This window comes from Prevotella heparinolytica, assembly GCF_004342845.1.
Classification (GTDB): Bacteria; Bacteroidota; Bacteroidia; order Bacteroidales; family Bacteroidaceae; genus Bacteroides; species Bacteroides heparinolyticus.
In genome coordinates this window covers 14,147-34,813 of sequence record NZ_SLXB01000009.1, presented here as the reverse complement: position 1 = coordinate 34,813, position 20,667 = coordinate 14,147, and the positions used below count along the sequence as shown (strand labels likewise).

Here is a 20,667-nt window from a genome sequence, read left to right as displayed (position 1 = left end):
ATTGTTTGAATGCGGAGATTCAGACATCTCGTCCCGGCCACAACTGCTCCGCATCGTTATAGCACAACACGGCGTTGACCAGCGTTGCCGCGAGGTTGCTTCCGCCTTTGCGTCCTTCTACGATTATCTTGGGGATATGCACGAAAGGCTTCACCATGTGTTTGGATTCCTGCACGTGCACGAATCCTACAGGCGCGGCGATGATGCCGGCCGGATGTGCCTTGTCCTTCCGTATCAGTTCGCAAAGCTCCATGAGTGCTGTCGGTGCATTGCCGAATACGAACATTGCGTCGGGGTGCTCTTCTACGGCCAGACGGATGCCTGCCTGTGTGCGGGTGATGCCTTTTTCCGTTGCCATCTCCGCCGTGCGGGGATCGCCGAGATAACATTTCACTTCTATGCCCAGACGTTGCAAGGCTCCCTTGCGAATGCCGCTGGCGGCCATTGTCACATCGGTCACGATGGTTTTTACTTTGCCTGCCTCTATGCTTTGATAGAGCGACGCCACAGCACCCTTGTCCGTGTGCAGCAGATGCTCCATATCAAAATCGGCCGTGGTGTGTATGGCATGCAGCAACGCCCATTTATGGTCGGGCGTAATCTCTTTATTCTTCAGTTCCTTCTCGATGGTGCGGAAACTGCGGATCATGATATCCTGCCCCTTGTTCGCAGGCTCTTCATTTCCTGTTCTTTCCTTTCCGTTTTCCTCCGGATAATATCCTCGCGGAGTGATGAAGCAGCCGTTCCACTCGTACGATTGCGAGTTGCCTATCAGTATCACGGTGAACATGTCCGCCTCTTCGGGATTGAAATCTTGAAGTGTGGTGATGTGCACCTCTTGTTCCGGACGTCCTGCCTGACGTACATAGCCTACGGGCGTTTCGGGCGAGCGGCCTTCCTTCAGAAAAAGCTCTTTCAGGCGGTAGAGCTGCCAGTAGCGGCCTTCGCTTTTGGGATTATAGACGGCTGTGACAAAGTCGGCTGTGGCTGCCGCGAGGATGCGCTTTTCAATGCGTTCCCACGGCGTCATCAGGTCGGACAGGGAGATGACGCAGAAGTCGTGCCCCACCGGAGCACCCAGCAGCGACGCCGCTTTCTGAAAAGCGCTGATGCCCGGCAACGAAACCACTTCTACCCGGCTGTTCCGTTCGCGCTTCATTTCATAAATCAGGGGCGTCATGCCGTAGATGCCGGCATCGCCGGAACTGATGACGCAAACCGTTTTTCCCTGTTCCGCCAGTTCAAAAGCCTGTTCGGCACGGGTGCGTTCGCGCTTCATGCCGGTGTCTATACATTCCGTTCCGGGGCGGAGGTGGGGAGTTACGAAGCGGAAATAATATTTATACCCTACTACGGCATCCGATTCCTGCAAGGCCGAAATCACGGCAGGCGTTATGTCTGCCTCGCTGCCCGGACCGATGCCGGCAACTATTATTTTAGGTTGTTTCATATCTATGTGTATTCTATTAATTGAGGTATCGTGCAGGTTGGCGGTGTAATCGTCGCCTTCACGTTCTTACCCCGTTATGGCAGACAAAGATAAAGTTTTAATCCGAGATGCCTTTATGCATAATCCGTATTTTTGCATGCTAATCACATAAATCATAATACAGATGTTAGGATTCCTATTCAAATTCAAGAGAGCAGAGATTGCAAAGGAGAGCAGTACGAAGAAGTCAAGAGCAAGTAAAGAGCGGAACGCCGTCCCCACGCTTTCGGTTTTCACCGATGCGGCATCCCGTGGCTTAAGCCGCTCCACTGCCGACAACTACCGCACGGCGGTGCGCTCGTTCGTCCGCTTCAACGGCGGCAAAGACCTGCCGCTATCCGCGCTGGATGCCGAAACCCTGCGCCGCTACGAGCGTTGGCTTCGCGAAGGGGGCGTATGCCCCAACACCTCCTCCTGCTACCTGCGCTCCCTGCGCGCCATCTACAACAAGGCGGCCGTGAAGCGGCTCGTGAAGGACAGGGCGCCGTTCAAGGGCTTGTTTACGGGCAACGAGCGCACCGTCAAGCGTAGCATCGGGGCGGAGGAGATGCGCAGGCTGGTCCTCTCTTCTTTTCCCCCTCCCTGCGGGGGAGGAAAGGAGAAAGGGGCCGCACCGGCTCCGGGGGCTTCGGCCCTCGACCTCTTCCTCTTCTCCTTCTACGCCATGGGCATGCCATTCACGGACCTGGCGCATTTGAGGAAGTCGCAGGTAAAGGACGGGGTGCTGACCTACCAACGCCGCAAAACCGGCCGGCAGGTCAGGGTGACGCTGGAACCCTGCATGCTGCATATACTTGCCAAGTATAAGACGGAGGGCACGGACTATCTCTTCCCTATATTATATAAGGTGAAGGACGGACGGATATGCCCCGTCTCATATCCCTGTGCCCTGAACCGCTACAACCGCTCGTTGAAGCAGCTTGCCCGGCAGGCGGGGATTGCGGTGAACCTCACCTCCTACGTGGCGCGCCACTCGTGGGCGAGCATCGCCTACGAGCAGGGCGTCGACCTGCCCGTCATCTCCAAGGCGCTGGGGCATACCGATACCAAGACCACGCTCATATATATCGAAGGGATAAAAGACGAACGGCTGGCGGAGGCCAACCGTGAACTGCTGAACAGGCTTTCCGATGCCACCTCTTGCTAAGAGGTGTGGAAGGAAGGGCCAAAGCGGGAGAAGGAAGGCCTTACAGACAGGCGGTACAAGCCGGAACGATGGTGGAGAAAGCGGTCGGGCCTCCAAGGAAAGAAGGTCGGATGCACAGGCGAAAGGAGGGGAATGGAAAAGGGTATGGGGATACTCGGATATGGGTACCCGTGTGAAAGAATATACAAGTTTCTGTCAAAAAGCTTGCTTGTATGGAATAAAAGACGTTAATTTGCAGGCGCTTACAAAGATTGGTACACCTCTTAGCAAGAGGCGGGTTCCGGGAGCGTTTTCTTCCCGCTTTCGGCGATGCGCTATCCTCCCCTCCCTCTTAGCAAGAGGCAAGTCTCTGTAATACATGTATTAACCCTTTATTCACAGGCAATGAAAAGACCCTTTATTCTTCTGCTTCTCCTGCTTACCCTGGGGCATTCCCATGGTCAGGAGCCCGGCACTCGCCGGGGTACGGACTCCGTCCGTGTCTATTTCCGTCAGGGCGAATCGACCCTCGACCCGCTTTTCCGGGAGAACGGTACGCGACTGCGTGCCTTCACCGAACGTTTCCGAACCCTGCTTCAGGACCCCTCGCGTCGCATCCTCGGCCTGCGCGTCACGGCCGGGGCTTCCCCTGAAGGGAGTACGGTCATCAACCGCCGTCTCTCCGAGGAGAGGGCGGAAGCCATCCGAAGGTTGGTGTACGACTACTTCCCCCGTGAGGTGGGCTGGCTTGCCACCGTTCCCAAAGGCATCGACTGGGAAGGGCTGGAACGGCTGGTGGATGCCGACCACTCCATCCCCTACCGCTACGAGGTGCTGGAAATGCTCCGCCACACGCCCGAGTGGATCACGCAGGGAGGCGTCGTGACGGACGGTCGCAAGCACCGCCTGATGCTGATGAACGGAGGCTCCGTGTGGAGATACCTCGACAGGTGGTTCTTCCCCGAACTGCGCGCCTCCACCCTGCACGTGTGGTACGAGTCGGACAGACAGCCGGCCGCGGCGCGCGACACGCTCTATATCTCCCTGCCTGCCCGCGAGCCGGAGAGGCAGCGGGACACGGTGTACGTGCCCGTGCCCGCCGGGGGGAACACGGCCGTCAACAACAGCTTCTACGGCACGGCTCCCGCCGCGCAGGACAGCCCGCTCCCCGCCCCGCGCAAGCCTTTCCACATGGCCGTGAAGACGAACCTGCTCTACGACGCCGTCGTGGTTCCCAACCTCGGGCTGGAGTTCTACTTGGGACGGGGCTGGTCCATAGCGGGCAACTGGATGTACACATGGATCAAGGATGACAACCGCTACCGCTACCACCGCGTCTACGGCGGCGACCTCGAAGTGCGCCGCTGGCTGAGCTACGGCCGCAAGCCGCTGACGGGGCACCACATGGGCGTCTACGGCCTGCTGCTGACCTACGACCTCGAATGGGGCGGCAAGGGGTACTTAGGCGACCGCTGGAGCTACGGAGGCGGCATCTCCTACGGCTACTCCGCGCCTGTCGGACGCCGTCTCAACCTCGACTTCACGCTCGGCATCGGCTATTTGGACGGGGAGTATTACGAGTACGTCCCGCAGGAGGGTCATTACCTCTGGAAAGCCACCAAGAAGAGGCGCTGGTTCGGCCCCACCAAGGCCGAGGTGTCATTGGTGTGGCTGCTGGGGCACGATAACGTAAACAAAAAGAAAGGAGGCAAACGATGAAAACGAAGGAAATGAAGGAAACAATGAAGGCCGTGGCTGCCGCCGCCATACTGACGGCCTGCGCCGCGCTCATTGCGGCGGCCGTCTCCGGCACGCTCTGCTCGTGCGAGCACAAGGAGCTGGGCATACCCGCCGCAGAAGGGGCGCAGGTGAGCGTACGCTTCGACCGGAGCGGGGCTACGGGAGCCCAAGTCTCGGGAATGGCCCTCTGGCTCTTCCCCGAGGAGGGCGGGAAGCCCATCCCCTACGACTTCGACAACCCGCAGGGCGGAACCGTCACCGTTCCGTGGGGACGCTACCGGGCGCTCTACATCAACAACGACACGGAGACCATCCTGATGCGGGGGACGGAGAAGTACGCCACCTTCGAGCTGTACACCCGCCCGAGCAGGCTGCTCGAACTGCTCAACCTCCCGGGGACGCTGCCCGAGGGTGCCAACCCGGCGGGCGAACCCGTGGTACTGGCTCCCGAAGCCGTGTGGGGAGGGAGCCGCACGGACATCGACCTGCAGCCCGGGGCGGAGACCTACACGCTGGTGCTGCCCGTCTACCCGCGGGTGTGCACTTACAGCTTCGAGCTGAAGGGGATAAAGAACCTGAAATACGCCTCTGCCGTGAGCGCCGCCTTCTCCGGAACGGCCGGCTCGCTCTTCCTTGGCGGAGACAAGCCCGCCGAAGGGCGGAGCATGGTTCCTTTTCCCGCGGCATCGGACGGCAAGGAGACGGTCACGGGCCGTACGTTCGTCTTCGGGGCATCCACGGGTACGGACACCTCGCGCGCCCTCACCCTCGTCTTCGTCCTGGCCGACGGCAGCAAGCACTACTACCGCTTCGACGTGAGCGACCGGGTGAACAATGCGCCCGACAAACGCAACGTGCACATCCTGCTCGAGGGCCTCACGCTGCCCAAGCCCATCGTCAACGGAGGAGGGTTCCATCCCGACGTGGACGAGTGGGAGACGGAAAACGAAGAGCTGAAGATGTAAAAGATAAACAAAATCGTGATGCGGGCCTCCGGCCCGATAATAAGTGAATAAATAAATAATCAATCAACTAACTCTAAATGAATGAAAGTATGAAAACTATTAAGACAATGAGACAACTGTTCTGCGCGGGCCTCGCGCTTCTGGCGCTGGCCGCCTGCTCGCAGGACGAAACCACCCGGGCGGATCGAAGCGGTGCCATCGGCTTCCGCACCATGCTGGGAAAAGCCACCCGTGCCGTGACCACCAAGGCCAACATGGGTAAGTTCAACGTGACGGCCTTCCCCACCGGAGGGACCAACTACTTCACCAACTTGGAGGTGGCCTCGCCCGACAACGGCTCCACCTGGAACACCGCTGCTACCTACTACTGGCCTGCAGGGACACTGAACTTCACGGCCTACGCGCCGGCTGACGAGCTCAAACCGCTGGTGACCATCGACAAGGACGGGCAGAAGATAGCCGCCTACTCGCCCGTGCAGAAAGTGGCCGACCAGAAGGACATCGTGGTAGCCTTCAACGCCGGAGGCAAGACCACCTACGGAGCCACGGGCGTGCCGATGAACTTCAAGCATGCCCTCTCGCAGATAGAGGTGAAAGCCCTGTGCACCAAGGACAACCTGAAAGTGAAAGTGATGGGCGTGAAGCTGGGAGCGGTCAACTCGAAGGCGGACTTCGCCTTCCCGCAGACGGAGACAGCCGCAGCTTACGTCGTACCTCGCGCCAATTGGTCGAACTTGTCCACTCCAAAGGACTATCTGGCCGAAGACGCTGCCGGCACCGGATTGACGCTGACCGCTGCTGCACAAAGCATCATGTTCGGTTCGGACAACTTCCTGATGATTCCCCAGCAGCTGGAGGCCTTCAGCAAGACCAAGCTCGGAGGGGCGTACATCGGTGTGTTCTGCCAGATTTCCAGCGACGACGGCGAGGGCAACCTCACGCAGATTTATCCGGGCGGAGGTGCCAACGCCTACGCCTTTACTGCCGTGGGCATCAACACCGAGTGGCTGCCGGGCAAGAAGTACATCTATACGCTGACCTTCGGCGACGGTGGCGGCATCGTTCCGCCCAACCAGGACAACCCGAACCCGGGAACGCCCAACAACCCTACGCCTCCGACGCCTCCCAACCCGAGCACGCCGGGCGACCCCATCCTGGACAAGCCCATCAAGTTCACGGTCAACGTAGAGAACTGGACGGACCAGACGGAGGGCCTGAACATGTAAAGGCCGCGTGAGTAACCCGCATCACGAAACCGGGCGGAAAGGTCGGGACCGGAACGGACTTCTTCTTATCCAATGACCTTTGTGAGTCTTTCCGGGGAGGGCGCGGCGCAGGGAATGCGCGCAAGCCCTCCATACCTTTCCGTCCACGTAATATAGCGGTTAACACTAATCACTAATCATTAACGCCAAATAATATGGAAAAGAAACATTTCATGGGTATGCTTGCCGCGGGTGCGGCGGCATTGCTGTTATCGACGCTTCCCGCCGGCTGCACGGACGGGCGGGATGAGATTCCCTCCACGGGAGGGAGGATAGGGTTTGCGGTCGACCTCCGGAAAGATGGGGATGCGGCGCAGGCCGCACTGACAAAGGGTGCACAGACAAAAGGCGGTGCAACGCAGCCGGACACGCTGCCCGCCGTGAGCGTCATCGCTCTGGAGGGGGATGCCTCCGGAGACGGGAAACCGCTCTACCTGCACGCCGAGACGACCGACGGCATCGGGGACGACGCAACCCCGCAAACCGGCGGTGCACGTACCAAGGCCGCACCCGTGGACAATGCCACGATGTACGACGAGATGTGCGTCACGGCCTTCGTCTATCCGGCGGCGCAGGGCTGGCCGGCGGCCTTTACGGGCGGCAGCGCCACAAGCTACATGCGCACCGTCAGGGTGAAGAAGAGCGATGCCTGGAGCACCGAGTACCACTGGCCTGGAGCCGCACGGCGCATCTCCTTCTTCGCCGTGGCGCCCTACGACAGCCCGGGGCTGACAAGGCTGACCGACGGCTCGGGAAGCACGCTGCCCTACCTGAGCTATGCTGTGCCTGCCGATGTGGCCGACCAGAAAGACCTCTTGGTGGCTGCCTCGACCGACAAACCGGGGAATACGAACACGGCCGAGGCTCTGGCGATGAAGCATGCGCTGACGGCCGTGCGCTTTGTCACGGGCGACGACATGCTGGCCGGAACGGTATCGAAGATCACGCTGAAAGGCGTGCATAGTACGGGCAGGCTGCCCCTGCAGGCTTCGGCCGCATGGTATGATTTGGGCGGGGCGAGGAACTTCGAGCTTACCCTCTCGCCCGCCGCCACGGCGCCCGACCCGCAGCTGCCCGACACGCCTCTGACGCCCGAAGCCGCCACCTTCATGATGCTGCCCCAGACCCTGCCCGCCGGGGCGAAGATAGAGGTGAGGTACACCGACGGCCTGACCAACACGCAGCGCACCCTCACGGCGAATATTGCCGGAAAGACCTGGCCCATGGGAAAGACGGTGACCTACCGCATCAGCACGAGCAGCATCGTGATTACACCTACATTGGAGGTGACACCGCCGGCTGACTACACCTACCAAGGGGGAAACGGCAGCTACACCGTGAAGAGCTACGCCTCCGTGGCGGGCGGAGGGAGCACGGCGAACGTGCCCATAGCCTGGGAAGTGGAATACTCCGAAGACGGGGTGAGCTGGAACAGCACCAAGCCCGCATGGCTCACGACATTCACCGAAAGCGGCGCGGGCGGAACTTCGCCCTCTACATACACCGCCACCGTGGCGGCGCAGGTGAACAGCGGCACGGCTAACCCGCACACCGAAGCACTGAAGAATGCCTCACCGGTGAACGACGGGACAAACACCGACATATACGACCTCTCCACCCACGACGGGCAGGGTAACACCGCCCCCATGCGGACAGCCAACTGCTACATAGTGAACGCCGCCGGGAGGTATAAATTGCCGCTGGTGTACGGAAATGCCGTGGATTATGTCAAGGTGCCCGCAACGGGGAAGAATACATCGGCATATATCGCCGGGGTAAGTGGCAGCAATATATTGAGACCCTTTATCAACCACCAAGGATCAGCTATTACCGACCCGTATATTTACAACAATACCAATTGTACACCGGCAAGTTGCACGCTGGTTTGGCAGGACGAGCCGAACCTTGTTACGAACGTGGCCCTCTCTTCCGACGGGCACTACCTCGAGTTTACTGTGGGGCAGGCCACCATTCACCAAGGCAACGCCGTGGTGGCGGTGCGCGACGCAGCGAACACCGTGCTTTGGAGCTGGCACATCTGGGTGACGGACTACAAGCCCGGAACAACGGGAACAACCACACCCGACAAGGAAATCACCAATTATCAGGGCTATAAGTATAAGCTTATGACCGTCAGCCTCGGCTGGTGCGACGGAAAGGAGGAGGCCTACGCCGAACGCACCGTGCAGGTGCGCTTCAAGCAGAGGTCTACGGCCGGATACACGCCGGCGGCGACACAAACCATCACAGTGAAACAGAAAGCACATACCATCACTTATATAGGCAATAATACTTACTACCAATGGGGACGGAAAGACCCGTTCGTGGGGGCATTGGAAGGAATAAATGGAAGCTCGAACAGCATCAATAAGACCTGGTATGATGCCGATGGGAATGTTAAGACCAACCAGCTTCCCCCGATAAGCGGTTTCTCATACAATGATTGCATCAAATCGGGTATCATCAACCCTAATACGTTCTGTACTAATACTTCCATGGACAATAAATACGCCAACCTCTGGAGTGCGAACAACACCGTCTACACAGCCAACGACAACCCTGTTGTTAAGACTATCTACGACCCTTGCCCCGCAGGCTACAAACTGCCTCCAAGCAATGTTTACACCGGCTTCACTACAACCGGAAGCAATACAAGTACTCCCGGCCAATTCAATGTAAGCGGTGCTTGGAATCACGGTTGGAACTTCTATTGCGACCCAAGTAAGACCCAAACCGTCTTTTTCCCCGCTTCGGGCTATCGGAACAGCGGTTCCGCAGTGCCCTACGGCGTGGGGAGCAGCGCCTACTATTGGACGGCGGGGCCGAACTACACGAACTACGGGAGGCACCTGAACTTCAACCCGGGCAACGTGAACCCGCTGAACAGCCTCAATCGGAGCTACGGCTTCGGGGTGAGGGCGGCCCAAGAATAAAAAGGGAGCGAAGCGACCGCGTTGGTTTCATTTGTTTCATTTGTTTTATTCTCCTGCGGCTTGCAGCCGCAGGAGCACACATACCGGCGAAGCCGGTCGAAAATTATTTTTAGTTTTTCACTTCATACGTAACTATTATGGGATATACAAGTCGTGACTTTATGGATGCGGAGCGTGACAACACCGGCCGCATCATCCTGTATCGCGAGGGGCTTTTCCGCAAAGCCTACGAATGTTCGGCCTATGCGCTGTGCACGCAGGTGCACCCGCTGAAGACGACAAAAAGGTTTCTGAAGGTTGTTGGCGGCGAGATGGTGTCGGTGGGCTTCCCGCAGAGCGGAGACGCAAAATTCATCGGCGGGCTGGAACGGGTGGAAGAGACGGAAGAGAGGCTGGTGCTGAAAGCGCCGGCGCGCATCGACCCGCAGGGCTTCGAGGCATGGAAAAAGGCCCTGCCCCTGCAACCGCCCCGGGCGGCCCCCAAAACCCCCGCTCCGGTTCCTGCCCCAAAGGAGGGGGGAAGCGACGGCGGGGAAAGGAAAGAGGGTGAAGCAACGGCAGTGATGCCGGCCGAGAGGGTGGTTGCCGAACGCCTCCGCCTCTTCGACTTGGCCGGACGCACGCCGATGGAGTGCATGCTGTTTGTGGCCGAGCTGAAAAAAAGGCTGGCCGAAGGCTGAGGGCGAAAGGCGGAAGATTATGGCAAACTACGACCACCTGCCCGTGTATAAAGCGGCCTACGACTTGCTGCAATGCATATACCGCGAGATGGGGCACGTGCCGCGCGACGTGAAGTTCACGTTGGTGGAGACCTTGAAGAACGAACTGATGGAGATGATAGTGCTGATATACAAGGCCAACGCCACCACGGACAAATGCCGGCACATAGAGGCGGCACGCGAGCTGACAGTGAGCACGAAGGTGCGCCTGCGCCTGCTGTACGACCTGCACCACATCAGCGTGAGACTGTATGCAAGGATGAGCGAACAGGCGGAAAACCTGTCGAAGCAGCTTGCGGCGTGGCACGGGTATGCAACAAAGAAGAACGGACCGGAGTCGGCGGGTTACTCCATACAAAGGGGTTCCGCAGAGTGTGTCCGGTAAATTCAGTGACCCACTGCCGGAGTAAGAAAGTCGCGGCGGGCAAGGCTGCAGGCCGGGTTCCGCGCCGTGCATCCGGCAGTAATGACAAACCAAATCTGACGAGGGGCTTCCGGGCCACGGATTCCCCCCGGCATTTAGAGAGCGGTCACTCTTTTTTCCCCGCTTCGGGCTATCGGAACAACAATTCCGCAGTGCCCTACAACGTGGGGAGCAACGCCTACTATTGGACGGCGGGGCCGAACAACACGAACAACGGGAGGAACCTGAACTTCAACCCGGGCAACGTGAACCCGCTGAACAACAACAATCGGAGCTACGGCTTCGGGGTGAGGGCGGCCCAAGAATTTACCAACCTTTGCAGGAAGAGGGCGGTGGTCGGCGATTAACGGTTAACGATTAGTGAACAGGAGATGAGAGAGACTGGAGAAATGAAGCATCCGCGCAATCCGCGCCGGAAAAACAAGACGGGAGAGAAACAGGCGAAGAGGCACGAGGGGCATCTGCTGACAGACCTTTTCAGGGCTTACTTCGAGGCGCGGAAGAACAAACGGAACACGCGCGGACAGTTGGCTTTCGAGATGGACTTGGAGCACAACCTGATAGAACTGTATGAGGAGATACGCGACAGGACGTACCGGCCCAAGCCGTGCATCTGCTTCATCGTGCACCGGCCGGTGAAGCGGGAGGTGTTTGCCTCGCAGTTCCGCGACAGGGTGGTGCACCACCTGCTGGCGGGCTATCTGGCGCCGTTGTTCGACAAGCGGATGATATACGACAGCTATTCGTGCCGCAAGAAGAAGGGCACACGGACAGGAATAGAGCGGATAGAGCACCATATACGCAGCTGCACGGACAACTACCGCCGGAAGGCCTACATCCTGAAGATGGACCTGAAGGGCTACTTCATGAGCATAGACAAGAAGCTGCTGTATGACATCATCACGGACGACCTGAAACGCTTTGCCCGCAAACGGGACGAACGACGCATGCCCGACCCCGGACTGACGGACTTCCTGCTGCGGAGCATCCTCTTCAGAGACCCCACGGCGGACTGCCTGATGCACGGCCGGCCGGAAGAGCGCGAAGGCCTGCCGCCGTCGAAAAGCCTGTTCAGCTCGGCGCCGGGCACGGGGCTGCCCATAGGCGACCTGACCTCGCAGCTCTTCAGCAACATCTTCCTTGGACGGCTGGACGAGTATGTGAAGCGTAGGTTGGGCTGCCGGCACTACGGGCGGTATGTGGACGACTTCTACATCGTGGGCCGCCACCGGAGCCGCTTGCTGGGCCTTGTGCCGTTGCTGCGCACGTTCCTGCGCAACGAGCTGCGGCTGGAGCTGCACCCGCACAAGACGGAGCTGCAACCCTGCACGAGGGGGATACGCTTTCTGGGTGCCTGCGTGAAGCCCCACCGCCGCTATCCGTCGAAACGCACCGTGCGCCTGATGCGCGAACGGCTGGCCGAAGTGGAGGGTCGCTGCAAGGACGCCAAGACGCCGCCGCCCCACGAGCTGGAGCGGATGCTGTCGGTAGCGAACTCGTATTGCGGCTACCTGCGGCAGTTCAGGGCGCACAGGCTGGCGGAAAGGCTCTTCGGGAAGTCGCCGCTGAAGAGGTTCTTCCGCATCGAGGGCGACTACAAAAAGCTGAAACCGAAACCTCGCTACCGCCTCCGGGAACCTTGCCGCAGCCTCCGGGAACCTTGCCTCCGTAGGGAGGGAAGTGCAGTAATAGACCTGCTGCTGGACGAACTGCTGCACGGTCGCCGGATTTTAAGTCTGACACGGGAGGAGAGAGCGGAACGGGACATGCGTCTGCTGCGGCAAGCGACAGATTTTCAGACGCGGACGACGCGGATATTTATTTTACCGGAATCCAATGTCCCGATGCCCGATGGCCTGATGTTTGCTACACGCACAAGGCCGAGAGGGCCGCATATGCGAAACGGGCGGCGTCACCGCAGTGAGGCAAGCGACGTCACCGCAGTGAGACCAGCGATGAGACCGCAGTGAGATGATGAACGTCACCGCAGTGAGACAACAGATGTCACCGCAGTGAGGCAAGCTGCGTCACCGCAGTGAGGCAATCGCCTTTCCTGCGGTGACATTCAAACGAATTAAAAGAAAAGGCGTACACACGCCAACTGTGAGTTATTATCATTTAATTATCAACCAAAAACTTTTATCATTATGAGTATCAGTTACAAATTGGTGCAGAAGAAGCACCCGATGAAGAAGAACGACCCGGCCAAGTGGTATGCCGTGCCCAACAGTGCAAGACCTTTGTCTCCCAAAGCCTTGACCCGTGCCGCCACGGCACACACCACCACCGCACCCATCGAACTGGAGGCCGCCATGGAGTTGCTGGCAACCTTTATCCCGCAGCAGCTCAAGCAGGGTCACACGGTGAACATGCCCGGGTTGGGCACGTTCCGCATCACCTTCAAGAGCGAGGGCGTGGAAGACATCGACAAGTTCAACGCCGGGCAGATGATAAAATCGCCTCGCATCGTCTTCACTCCCACCAAAGAACTGCGTGACAGCATTGTCCGCGACCTCCGCTTCGAGGACGGAGGCGTATTGGAAAACAAAATCAACTATGCCTCGATGGCGGACTACCGCAAAGCCAAAGGACTGCCGACGCCTGCACCGGGCGGCAGTGGTGGAACGGGTGGCGGCAGCGGCTCGGGCGGCACAGGCGGTAGTGGCTCGGGCGGCCAAGGAGAGAATCCGCTCGGTTAGACGTTAGACGTAAGAGGTCAGACGTTAGAAAAGAGTAACACCGGATCAGGGTATGGGGCACGGAACCATATGGGAAATAAACACGACGCGTTTAATAGGAGAACTCATGACGACCATGTGGCCCGTGCCCTTAACCTCTTCCCCGCACCAATACTACTAATGCTTCAATTCCAATCCTTATACCCTGATGACACCCACTAATTCACTACCATCCATGAAAATCTATCGAACCATCAAAAGAATACGTGCGGCGGAAGTCCGCAAAAACAGCCTTATAAACATCGACATGACGGGCGCATCGCCCACAGCCTACGACCGCTCGGCCTTGATATTGCACGCCATATACCCTCAACTGCCGTTGCGGCACGTGACCGGCGAAGACGGAAGGATGCGGCCGATGGTGACGGACATCCCGCAGAGAATCATACTCGAGGTGTGCCGCAAGTACCGGTTGGTGGAGGCGACGGCAGCGCTAACCGCTAATCACCGCTTTTAACGTCTGAACGCACGGTATTTTCTTCGCACATAATTCACACTCAGTGCCATGCCCGTGACGGAAACTGCCGTGCCTCCGAGCAGCAATATCCAGAGCACGGTTTTGCGCAAGGTGGCGTTGGAGTTCAGCCCCGGCAGACGCATGCGGTGCAAAGCGGTATAGCACCAGTATCGCCAGCGCGAGGAGGTGTCGACGTAGCGGACAATGCCGGTTTCGGGCTGGATGTAGTAGACGCTCCGGTCGGGGTCGTTTACAGCCACTTTCCATACAGGCAGTTGGGGACGCTCGCGGTACATGCCGGTCATGTCGCGGTAGTAGGTCTCGAACCGATCGAGCCGTGTCATGCGCATTTGCGCAGGGTGATGCCGGAAAATGCTGTCGGCGGCATATATGCTCTCCACTCCGTTTCGGATTTCTTTTTCGGTAAGCAGAAGGGGGTGCGGCAGCGTGTCGGTTGCATCGATGTATTGCTCCGTGGTTTCGTTTCTTATAATATAATAAGGATGGTCGCGAAAATTGCTCCATTCTATCTGCTTTGTTTCGGGATGGACGGCGATGAGCGTCCGGTAATCGAGCGGATAGGCCTCAGGTTTAGTAGCACGGGCACGAAGCGCATGCACGGGATTGCCTTTGAAGGCAGGCTTATGAATCCATTCGGGAATGTCGGCCACGGACATCATGCCGCTAAAGGTAAACGTAAGGACGAAGACGCCGAAAAAGATGCCGCTGACGTAATGCCAGTGATACCACCTTTTGCGGTAGGGGGAAAAGAGCCGACGACGGTTGCGGCGTGTTTTGCGCCATACGTCTGCCGTGACCCAGATGCCGGCAACGAGCATCAGGCAGCCCAGTCCCGATAACCAGATGACCGTCTTGCTCCATAGTTCGGCGTTTTGTCTGAGCCGGGTGAAGTACACCCAATGGGGAATGGCTCCCAACCATGCCCAGAAACGTTGGCTTTTGTCGGACAATTGCAGCACTTCGCCGTTTCGGGAACTCAGATATAGCTGTGTGCGGCCATCATCGGCAAAGTGTATCTTATAGATGGGCATCTCTTTTTTCAATTCGCCGAAGGGTATCCACTGATCTAACGACTGCAAGGTGTCGATGCGGGCAATGGGGGCGTCGCACCACAAGGAAGCTGTACGGCAAATGTGTCCGTAGTCCGTTGGCTGCAAGGAGTCGGAGGGAGCAGGCAGCAGACGGCGGGTGCCTTTATCGGTGCGGATGTGGAAAACGGTTTGTCCCAAAGAGCGTTCCAGCGTGAGCTTCTTTACTTTCTCTCCGTGGGGGAGGCGTGCCATGACGGACGCGATGTCGGGCAACGAATCGGCGGTTGCCGAAAGTTGCTCCAGCCTGAGCAATTTCTCTTTGGCACTGACACGGGGAAAACGGTGGTACATCATCACAAAGGCGGAGACGAACCATATAAGGAACAGGATGCAGAGCAAAGTGCCCAGCAGCCTGTGAATGGTGTACATCAGTCGGGTAATCATATTCATTTCGGCCGGATTTTTTGCAAAGGTACAAGATGATTCGGAAACTTTGAATACCTGATGCCAGGTATTATTCCACATCCTTTCCGGCAGCATAGGCCGCCTTCTTTTCCATGATGCCGGGCATGCGGTGCTTCAGCCCGAAACGGATGTGCCCGATGAATGTCTCTTGTATCTCGGGCATTTGTCCCAAGCCTTCGAGACGTACATTGACGGTGAAGCCTTCTTTTTCGAGCATTTCTTTCCACTCGCCGGCAATGTCGTTCTTGGCATGGTCGCCTGCAACGAACATGAAGGGAACGAGGGTCACGCGTTTGGCTTTTGCCGCCTTCAGTTGTGCCAGTACGGTGCGAAAAGTGGGGTATCCTTCGATGGTGCCCACATGGAAATTTGTCAGTCCGCCGGCTTTCAGCATATAGTCTATCTGGCTGTAAGCGGCGGTAGCGGGAGTGTAAGTGCCGTGGCCTACAAGAACGAAGTGCTCTTTGGCGGCTTCCTTTTCGGGAAGCGTTGCCTTGAGGCGGCGTCCCAATATTTCCACCACCTTTTCGGCATCTTCCACGGAATAGAGCAGGGGAGTGCCTACCCGTATCTCCTTAAAGAATGGCAACACGGTTTCCACATCGCGGCGGAGCGATTCCATTTCAACTCCGTCGATGATGTTGGTGCTTTGTACGATGACGTGGGTATAGCCTTCTGCACGCAATTTCAACAGCGCGTCCAAAGGCGTGTTCTTTTCGATTCCGCGTTCCTTGAGGCGGCGGATGATGATGCGCGATGTATATGCTTCGCGGAATGCCGGTTCGGGAAACGCAGCTTGCGCTTGGGCGTTGATGGCATCGATGGTAAGTGCGCGCGTGTCGTCGTGCGTAGTGCCGAAATGAACCATGAGCAGGGCGGCCTTTTCGCCGGGTTTCATGCTTGCCAGCATGTCGCTGTGTTCGTAGTGGTCTCCCTCGTGCGCATGGCAGAGGAGGGAGAGTGCACTGAGAAATAGAGTGATTAAACTATGTTTCATAGGATTGAACAGACTGTTGTCAGGGTGATGTTAAAAGAGAGTCAATCGTTCTCGATGACGCGTATCATATCGAAGAAGAAGCTTCCGCCCACTTCCGCACCTTTTTCTACACTGCCGGTCTTGATGTCGTAAATGTAGATGATGGAGTTGGCGTCGTCCTTCGTGTTCACGCCGATGTAGGCCTTGTTGTTGAAGATAACGGAACGCTGCGAGAAGCGGCCGCCGCTATATGCAATTTCTTTTCCGTTGTATTTCAGGCGTTCGCTTTGTCCGGTGGAGAGGTTCACAATCACGTAATAATGGCTGTAAGAGTCGATTTTCGTGCCTTGAGAGTCGTTGCGGACATATGCCAATGCTTTGTTGCCTCCCAGATATTGAACGGTGAGCAGTTTGCCTTCCGTGTTCTTATAGCCGTTGTATGTAGGGTCGATGTCGCTTTCGCCTTTCTTGATACGCAGCAAGCACCCCTCTTCCACTTTACCGATGTTATTGAATGCAGCCAGATAGAGGTTGCCGTCTTCATCATACATCACGCAGTTCTGCATCAGCTCTCCGTAGGCGCTTCCTGCCATTTCGTGTGCTTTGGTGTTCATCTTCTTGCTTTCTACGGCCATTGTTTCGGGATTGAGAACGGCGGTATAGAAGTTTGTGGTGGCTTTGCCGCTTGCCCCTGAAGCTCCGTTTTTTCCGAAGTAGAAATAGTAGAGTTTGCCTGCCTTTTCATTATAGGTAAGAATGCCCGATGTGGTGAACTTCTTGGTTTCTTCCCCCTCCAAAATGGATGCGGGCAGAGGGAGAGCCAGCGTGCCTTCGCCCGATATGCTCATGTCGTCGGTATTCAGTTTGGTCCAGATGATTTTGTCGGCTTTTCCGTTGGCGGACATGATGACGAGTGTGTTGTCGTTCAGCCACGCGTGCGTGTATGAACGTGCTTTGTAGCTATTGGCCTTGAACGGACGCTCTTTGATGGTTTGAACGGAGTTGTTCTTGATTTGATACTTCACGAAGCGGTCGGCAGTGGAAGGAATCTGGTAATAGTATTTTCCTTTGGAGATGGACTCCATGGAGAAGTCGTTGAGTTCGGCTCCCTCTCTTTTGATGGTGATGACACCCTTGTCGGCAGCCAGCGAAGCGGTGCTGTTGACAATCGTCGTGTTTTTGCTGCTCATGCCGCCATGTTTATCGACAGTGACGAAGAGGTCGAAGTGATATTTTCCTTCGTCGATTGTCGGTACATCGGGAGTGGATTCCGGTTTGTCGTCAGAGCAAGCTGTGAATGAGAATACTGTCACGGCTGCCATAAAGGCAAGAAGTGAGAATCTGATCTTTTTCATACTGTTTACTGTTTTATTGGTTTAAACGATTTATTGATTTATCTGCTCGGTATGGTTTGTCCGCATCACTCGATGAAGAGCCTGAACTTGGCCATAAAGGCTCGTCCCGGTTTTTGCAGCTTGTAATTGTCGTAGGCTGTCCGGTTCAGGAAGTTGCTGCACTCCAAGGCTATGTTGTAGCGTCCGCGATTCCATGAGTATGTGACGTCGGCGTCACAAATATGCTGGGTGGGGATACGGGCCTTGTTTTCGTAACTTCCGTAGGCTTCCCAAGTAAGGAAATACCAATGCACCCACCGGTAAGTACAGTTCAGGCGAAGCTTGCCGTGAGGCAACAGGGGATTGCTGAAAGTATAAGAGGCTTCGGCGTTGCCGAACAGCCACGGGCGGTTGGGCACACGGTTGTTGTAGGTGGCCGAGGGTTTCCCGTCGCTCTTCAGCTTTTGCTGATCGCGTGCGTCCTGATAGCTGATATTGCCGGCAAGCAGGAGCTTGGACTGCCAGTCATAGCGCACTTCTCCTTCCAGCCCTTTGATATGTACTGCCGGAACGTTGGTGTATTGCATCGTTCCCTCTTTTTCGGTTATGGTGGTTTGGATATAGTTGTTTACGTTTCGCAGAAAAGCGCCGGCTTCGTAATAAACCGTATGTCCGGCATAGGGATGCCATGTGCCGAAAAGTGCGACGTTGAGGTTGTCGCTGCTTTCGGGTTTCAAGGCTACGTTGGCATAGATGGTAGTGCCGTTTCCAAGCAGTTCGCGGGCCACCGGCAACCTTACGCTGTGTTCGTAGGATGCTTTGACGGACAAAGGTTCGGCCACGGTATACCTTGTTCCGGCTCCGTAACCTATATAGTTCCGGGTGGTGGCGCCTTGCACTTTTCCGGAACCTGTGACACTGGGCTGGTCGGTCTGTCGGATGTTCGGGTGGTTGATATAATCTTTTACAAAGAACACATTGCTCATTTTTCCATCAAACAGCAGTTGGTTGTAAGAAAGGGCTATGATGTGTTTGGTCACGACATCGTTTGAAGGTTTGAATTCTTCGTCCGTTTCGTCGTACCGGTCGTTTCCGATTCGGATCAGGTGATAGTTGAGGTTTAGGTTATGGCGGTCGTTCAGCCGATAATCGAGGTTGGTACGCACAATGGTCAGAGGTCTTTTGTAATGGCGCATGGAAGGTTGTTTGCCCATAATTTCGTTGCGCTGGGTCACGATGTAGCCGCCATCCCAGTAATACTTGCGGTAGGCGGTGTCGACGGTCAGAGAATGATCCCAAGTGCGAGAGAGGGAGGCGCTCAACTGCATGTTTCTCAGGATGAAGTGTTGTTTGCGGTAGCGTGCCGCTATGTTCCATGCATCCGATTTTCTTTCGGCCATTCCGTACACCTTATTCTGTACGGAGCCGGTTTGCAATTCCTTGTCTGTTTTGGAGTAAGAGGCGGAAACGAAGAACTCGTCAGCCCATTTTTTTCCGGTTACTCCGGCTTCTATCTGTCCCCACAGAGAGAAGTAGGCGTCGTGAAAACGTTTGGGGTTGCCGATGATGAAGTTGTCTCCGCTTTCGTCGCGCATCTCTACGTTTTTCATCCGATAATCGTTCTTCGAATAGTTCACACCCACGGTGGGCCTGATGATAAGCCCCGTCTTCGGTTCTACAATTTGCGCGTTCAGGTCGGCTCGGTGGCTATGGAAAGAGCCGATGCTGTAAGAAGCGTCCAGAAAATGTTTCTTTTCCTGCTTCGTGATGATATGGATGGCGCCACCCAACGCGTCGGTTCCTAAAACTGCCGGAACCACTCCTTTGTATATTTCGATTCTGTCGATGATATTGACCGGCAAATTTGCCAATGAAACACCGCTTCCTTTTGCATCCAACGGCATTCCGTCCAAGAAATAGCGAATGGAATTGCCGGACATCCCGTTGATGGAGAGGTCGAAATCCGAACCGACCCCGCCTTCCTCTCTGACCTTGATGCCTGTTGTACGGTTCACCAGATTATTAAGGTTATTCAACGAATTTACCGTTGATTTCACGTCGAGCGCATTGACGGTGAAAGCCCCTTCCTTGATTTTTTGCGTTTGGGTTTTGCCATAGACTTCTACGGTGTTCAGCTCCACGGCACTTTCTTGCAATGTGAAATTGAGCCTTTTGTCCTGCCGGATGTCGAGCGACTGCTTCACGGTGCGGTAGCCCAAAAAAGAGACGACAAATGTATGTCTCCCCGGAGACACTTGCAGTGAATACCTGCCGCGGTCGTCCGTATAAGTTCCGGACGTTGTTCCCTCGATGGCAATGGTGGCTTGAGCGATGGGGGTTCCGTTCCGGTCTGCAACTTTCCCGGACAGGGTGGCTTTATTCTGCGCCGCCATATATGCAGGCAGCAGCATGATGAGTATCAATGACAGATATGCGGTAATTCTCATTCCGATTCCTTTAAGCATTCGTAAACTTGCTTTCACGGAGAGAAGAAAAACAAAGAGAAAGATTCCTTGTATCGATATAGGTAGGAATACCTCGACTCGATGTTTTGCGGCTTTATTCCCCCGAAAGCACAAAAACCATATCGTCTTGGCAGGTCTTCTGACTTGTCCCTCTTTGAATGCCTTCCCATCCCTTTTTTTGAAGACAGTGGCTTGCAGAATACTCAAAGATATCGAAAGGACTTACAGCAGCGGGTCTGTTCAGGATTTGCACCTGATTCCCTTTTCATCGCATTTCTCTCTTATGGAATGGAGGATGCGAACCAAAATCGGCAGCAAAGATAAGAAAAAAAACACTATCGGATGCTTTCTTTTTTAATTCACTAATGCTTTCTTCTGATTGCGGTGCTCTTGGCATGATTTCAGGATAGCCCTGTATAGCTTTACGACAGATGCTCTATGAGTCATGTTTTTTTATCATGACGTGTCGATGCTTTATGCCTTCTCTGTTTCTTCTTCCACCCCTCTCAGAAGTACTTC

General features: G+C 56.2%; 16 protein-coding genes and 1 riboswitch. Of the genes, 11 read left to right on the top strand and 5 right to left on the bottom strand.

Going from position 1 to position 20,667, the window contains the following annotated elements:
- Window positions 1-19 precede the first annotated feature (19 nt).
- Window positions 20-1,450 carry a precorrin-3B C(17)-methyltransferase gene (gene cobJ / locus EV202_RS06225; protein ID WP_131926150.1) on the bottom strand — a complete coding sequence of 477 codons (1,431 nt, stop codon included), beginning with the start codon at window positions 1,448-1,450 and terminating at the stop codon, window positions 20-22.
- Between the two features lie 163 nt (window positions 1,451-1,613).
- Here cobJ and EV202_RS06220 point away from each other — a divergent pair, with 163 nt between their 5' ends.
- From EV202_RS06220 to EV202_RS06170, 11 genes are all read left to right on the top strand, one after another.
- Window positions 1,614-2,636: a tyrosine-type recombinase/integrase gene (locus EV202_RS06220; protein WP_131926148.1), complete on the top strand. Its 1,023-nt coding sequence runs from the start codon at window positions 1,614-1,616 to the stop codon at window positions 2,634-2,636.
- A gap of 384 nt (window positions 2,637-3,020) precedes the next feature.
- A complete protein-coding gene (locus EV202_RS06215; RefSeq protein WP_131926146.1) occupies window positions 3,021-4,334 on the top strand; it encodes a DUF3575 domain-containing protein in 1,314 nt (437 codons plus the stop codon).
- On the top strand, window positions 4,331-5,320 hold the full coding sequence (locus EV202_RS06210; RefSeq protein WP_131926144.1) for a DUF5119 domain-containing protein: 990 nt from the start codon (window positions 4,331-4,333) through the stop codon (window positions 5,318-5,320). The genes EV202_RS06215 and EV202_RS06210 overlap by 4 nt, the downstream gene beginning before the upstream one ends.
- A gap of 77 nt (window positions 5,321-5,397) precedes the next feature.
- Entirely contained in the window at window positions 5,398-6,546 is a 1,149-nt protein-coding gene (locus EV202_RS06205; protein WP_317127780.1) for a fimbrillin family protein, read from the top strand.
- Between the two features lie 194 nt (window positions 6,547-6,740).
- Complete coding sequence (locus EV202_RS06200) at window positions 6,741-9,518, top strand: fimbrillin family protein (protein ID WP_131926142.1); 2,778 nt, start codon at window positions 6,741-6,743, stop codon at window positions 9,516-9,518.
- A 137-nt stretch (window positions 9,519-9,655) separates the two neighbouring features.
- On the top strand, window positions 9,656-10,198 hold the full coding sequence (locus EV202_RS06195) for a hypothetical protein (protein ID WP_106068720.1): 543 nt from the start codon (window positions 9,656-9,658) through the stop codon (window positions 10,196-10,198).
- Between the two features lie 19 nt (window positions 10,199-10,217).
- Window positions 10,218-10,622 (top strand): four helix bundle protein, encoded by a 405-nt coding sequence (locus tag EV202_RS06190; protein ID WP_106068721.1) that lies wholly within the window; start codon window positions 10,218-10,220, stop codon window positions 10,620-10,622.
- Window positions 10,610-11,008, top strand: coding sequence for a hypothetical protein (locus EV202_RS06185; RefSeq protein ID WP_131926140.1), 399 nt, complete (start codon window positions 10,610-10,612; stop codon window positions 11,006-11,008). The genes EV202_RS06190 and EV202_RS06185 overlap by 13 nt, the downstream gene beginning before the upstream one ends.
- Window positions 11,009-11,050: 42 nt before the next feature.
- On the top strand, window positions 11,051-12,631 hold the full coding sequence (locus EV202_RS06180) for an RNA-directed DNA polymerase (protein ID WP_165899401.1): 1,581 nt from the start codon (window positions 11,051-11,053) through the stop codon (window positions 12,629-12,631).
- Between the two features lie 177 nt (window positions 12,632-12,808).
- Complete coding sequence (locus EV202_RS06175) at window positions 12,809-13,360, top strand: HU family DNA-binding protein (RefSeq protein WP_131926136.1); 552 nt, start codon at window positions 12,809-12,811, stop codon at window positions 13,358-13,360.
- Window positions 13,361-13,574: 214 nt separating this feature from the next.
- Window positions 13,575-13,856, top strand: coding sequence for a hypothetical protein (locus EV202_RS06170; protein ID WP_131926134.1), 282 nt, complete (start codon window positions 13,575-13,577; stop codon window positions 13,854-13,856).
- On the opposite strand, the gene EV202_RS06165 is transcribed toward EV202_RS06170, so the two are convergent.
- The 4 genes from EV202_RS06165 to EV202_RS06150 form a co-directional block, all read right to left on the bottom strand.
- The gene (locus EV202_RS06165) at window positions 13,853-15,358 is read right to left on the bottom strand and encodes a PepSY domain-containing protein (protein WP_131926132.1); all 1,506 of its coding nucleotides are present in this window, start codon (window positions 15,356-15,358) and stop codon (window positions 13,853-13,855) included. The genes EV202_RS06170 and EV202_RS06165 overlap by 4 nt on opposite strands.
- Window positions 15,359-15,422: 64 nt before the next feature.
- Window positions 15,423-16,370, bottom strand: coding sequence for a sirohydrochlorin cobaltochelatase (locus EV202_RS06160; RefSeq protein ID WP_131926130.1), 948 nt, complete (start codon window positions 16,368-16,370; stop codon window positions 15,423-15,425).
- Window positions 16,371-16,411: 41 nt separating this feature from the next.
- Window positions 16,412-17,704, bottom strand: a complete 1,293-nt coding sequence (locus EV202_RS06155) for a hypothetical protein (RefSeq protein ID WP_131926128.1) — start codon at window positions 17,702-17,704, stop codon at window positions 16,412-16,414.
- 65 nt (window positions 17,705-17,769) lie between these two features.
- Entirely contained in the window at window positions 17,770-20,130 is a 2,361-nt protein-coding gene (locus tag EV202_RS06150; protein WP_131926127.1) for a TonB-dependent receptor, read from the bottom strand.
- 130 nt (window positions 20,131-20,260) lie between these two features.
- Window positions 20,261-20,470, bottom strand: a riboswitch (cobalamin riboswitch).
- Between the last annotated feature and the right edge of the window lie 197 nt (window positions 20,471-20,667).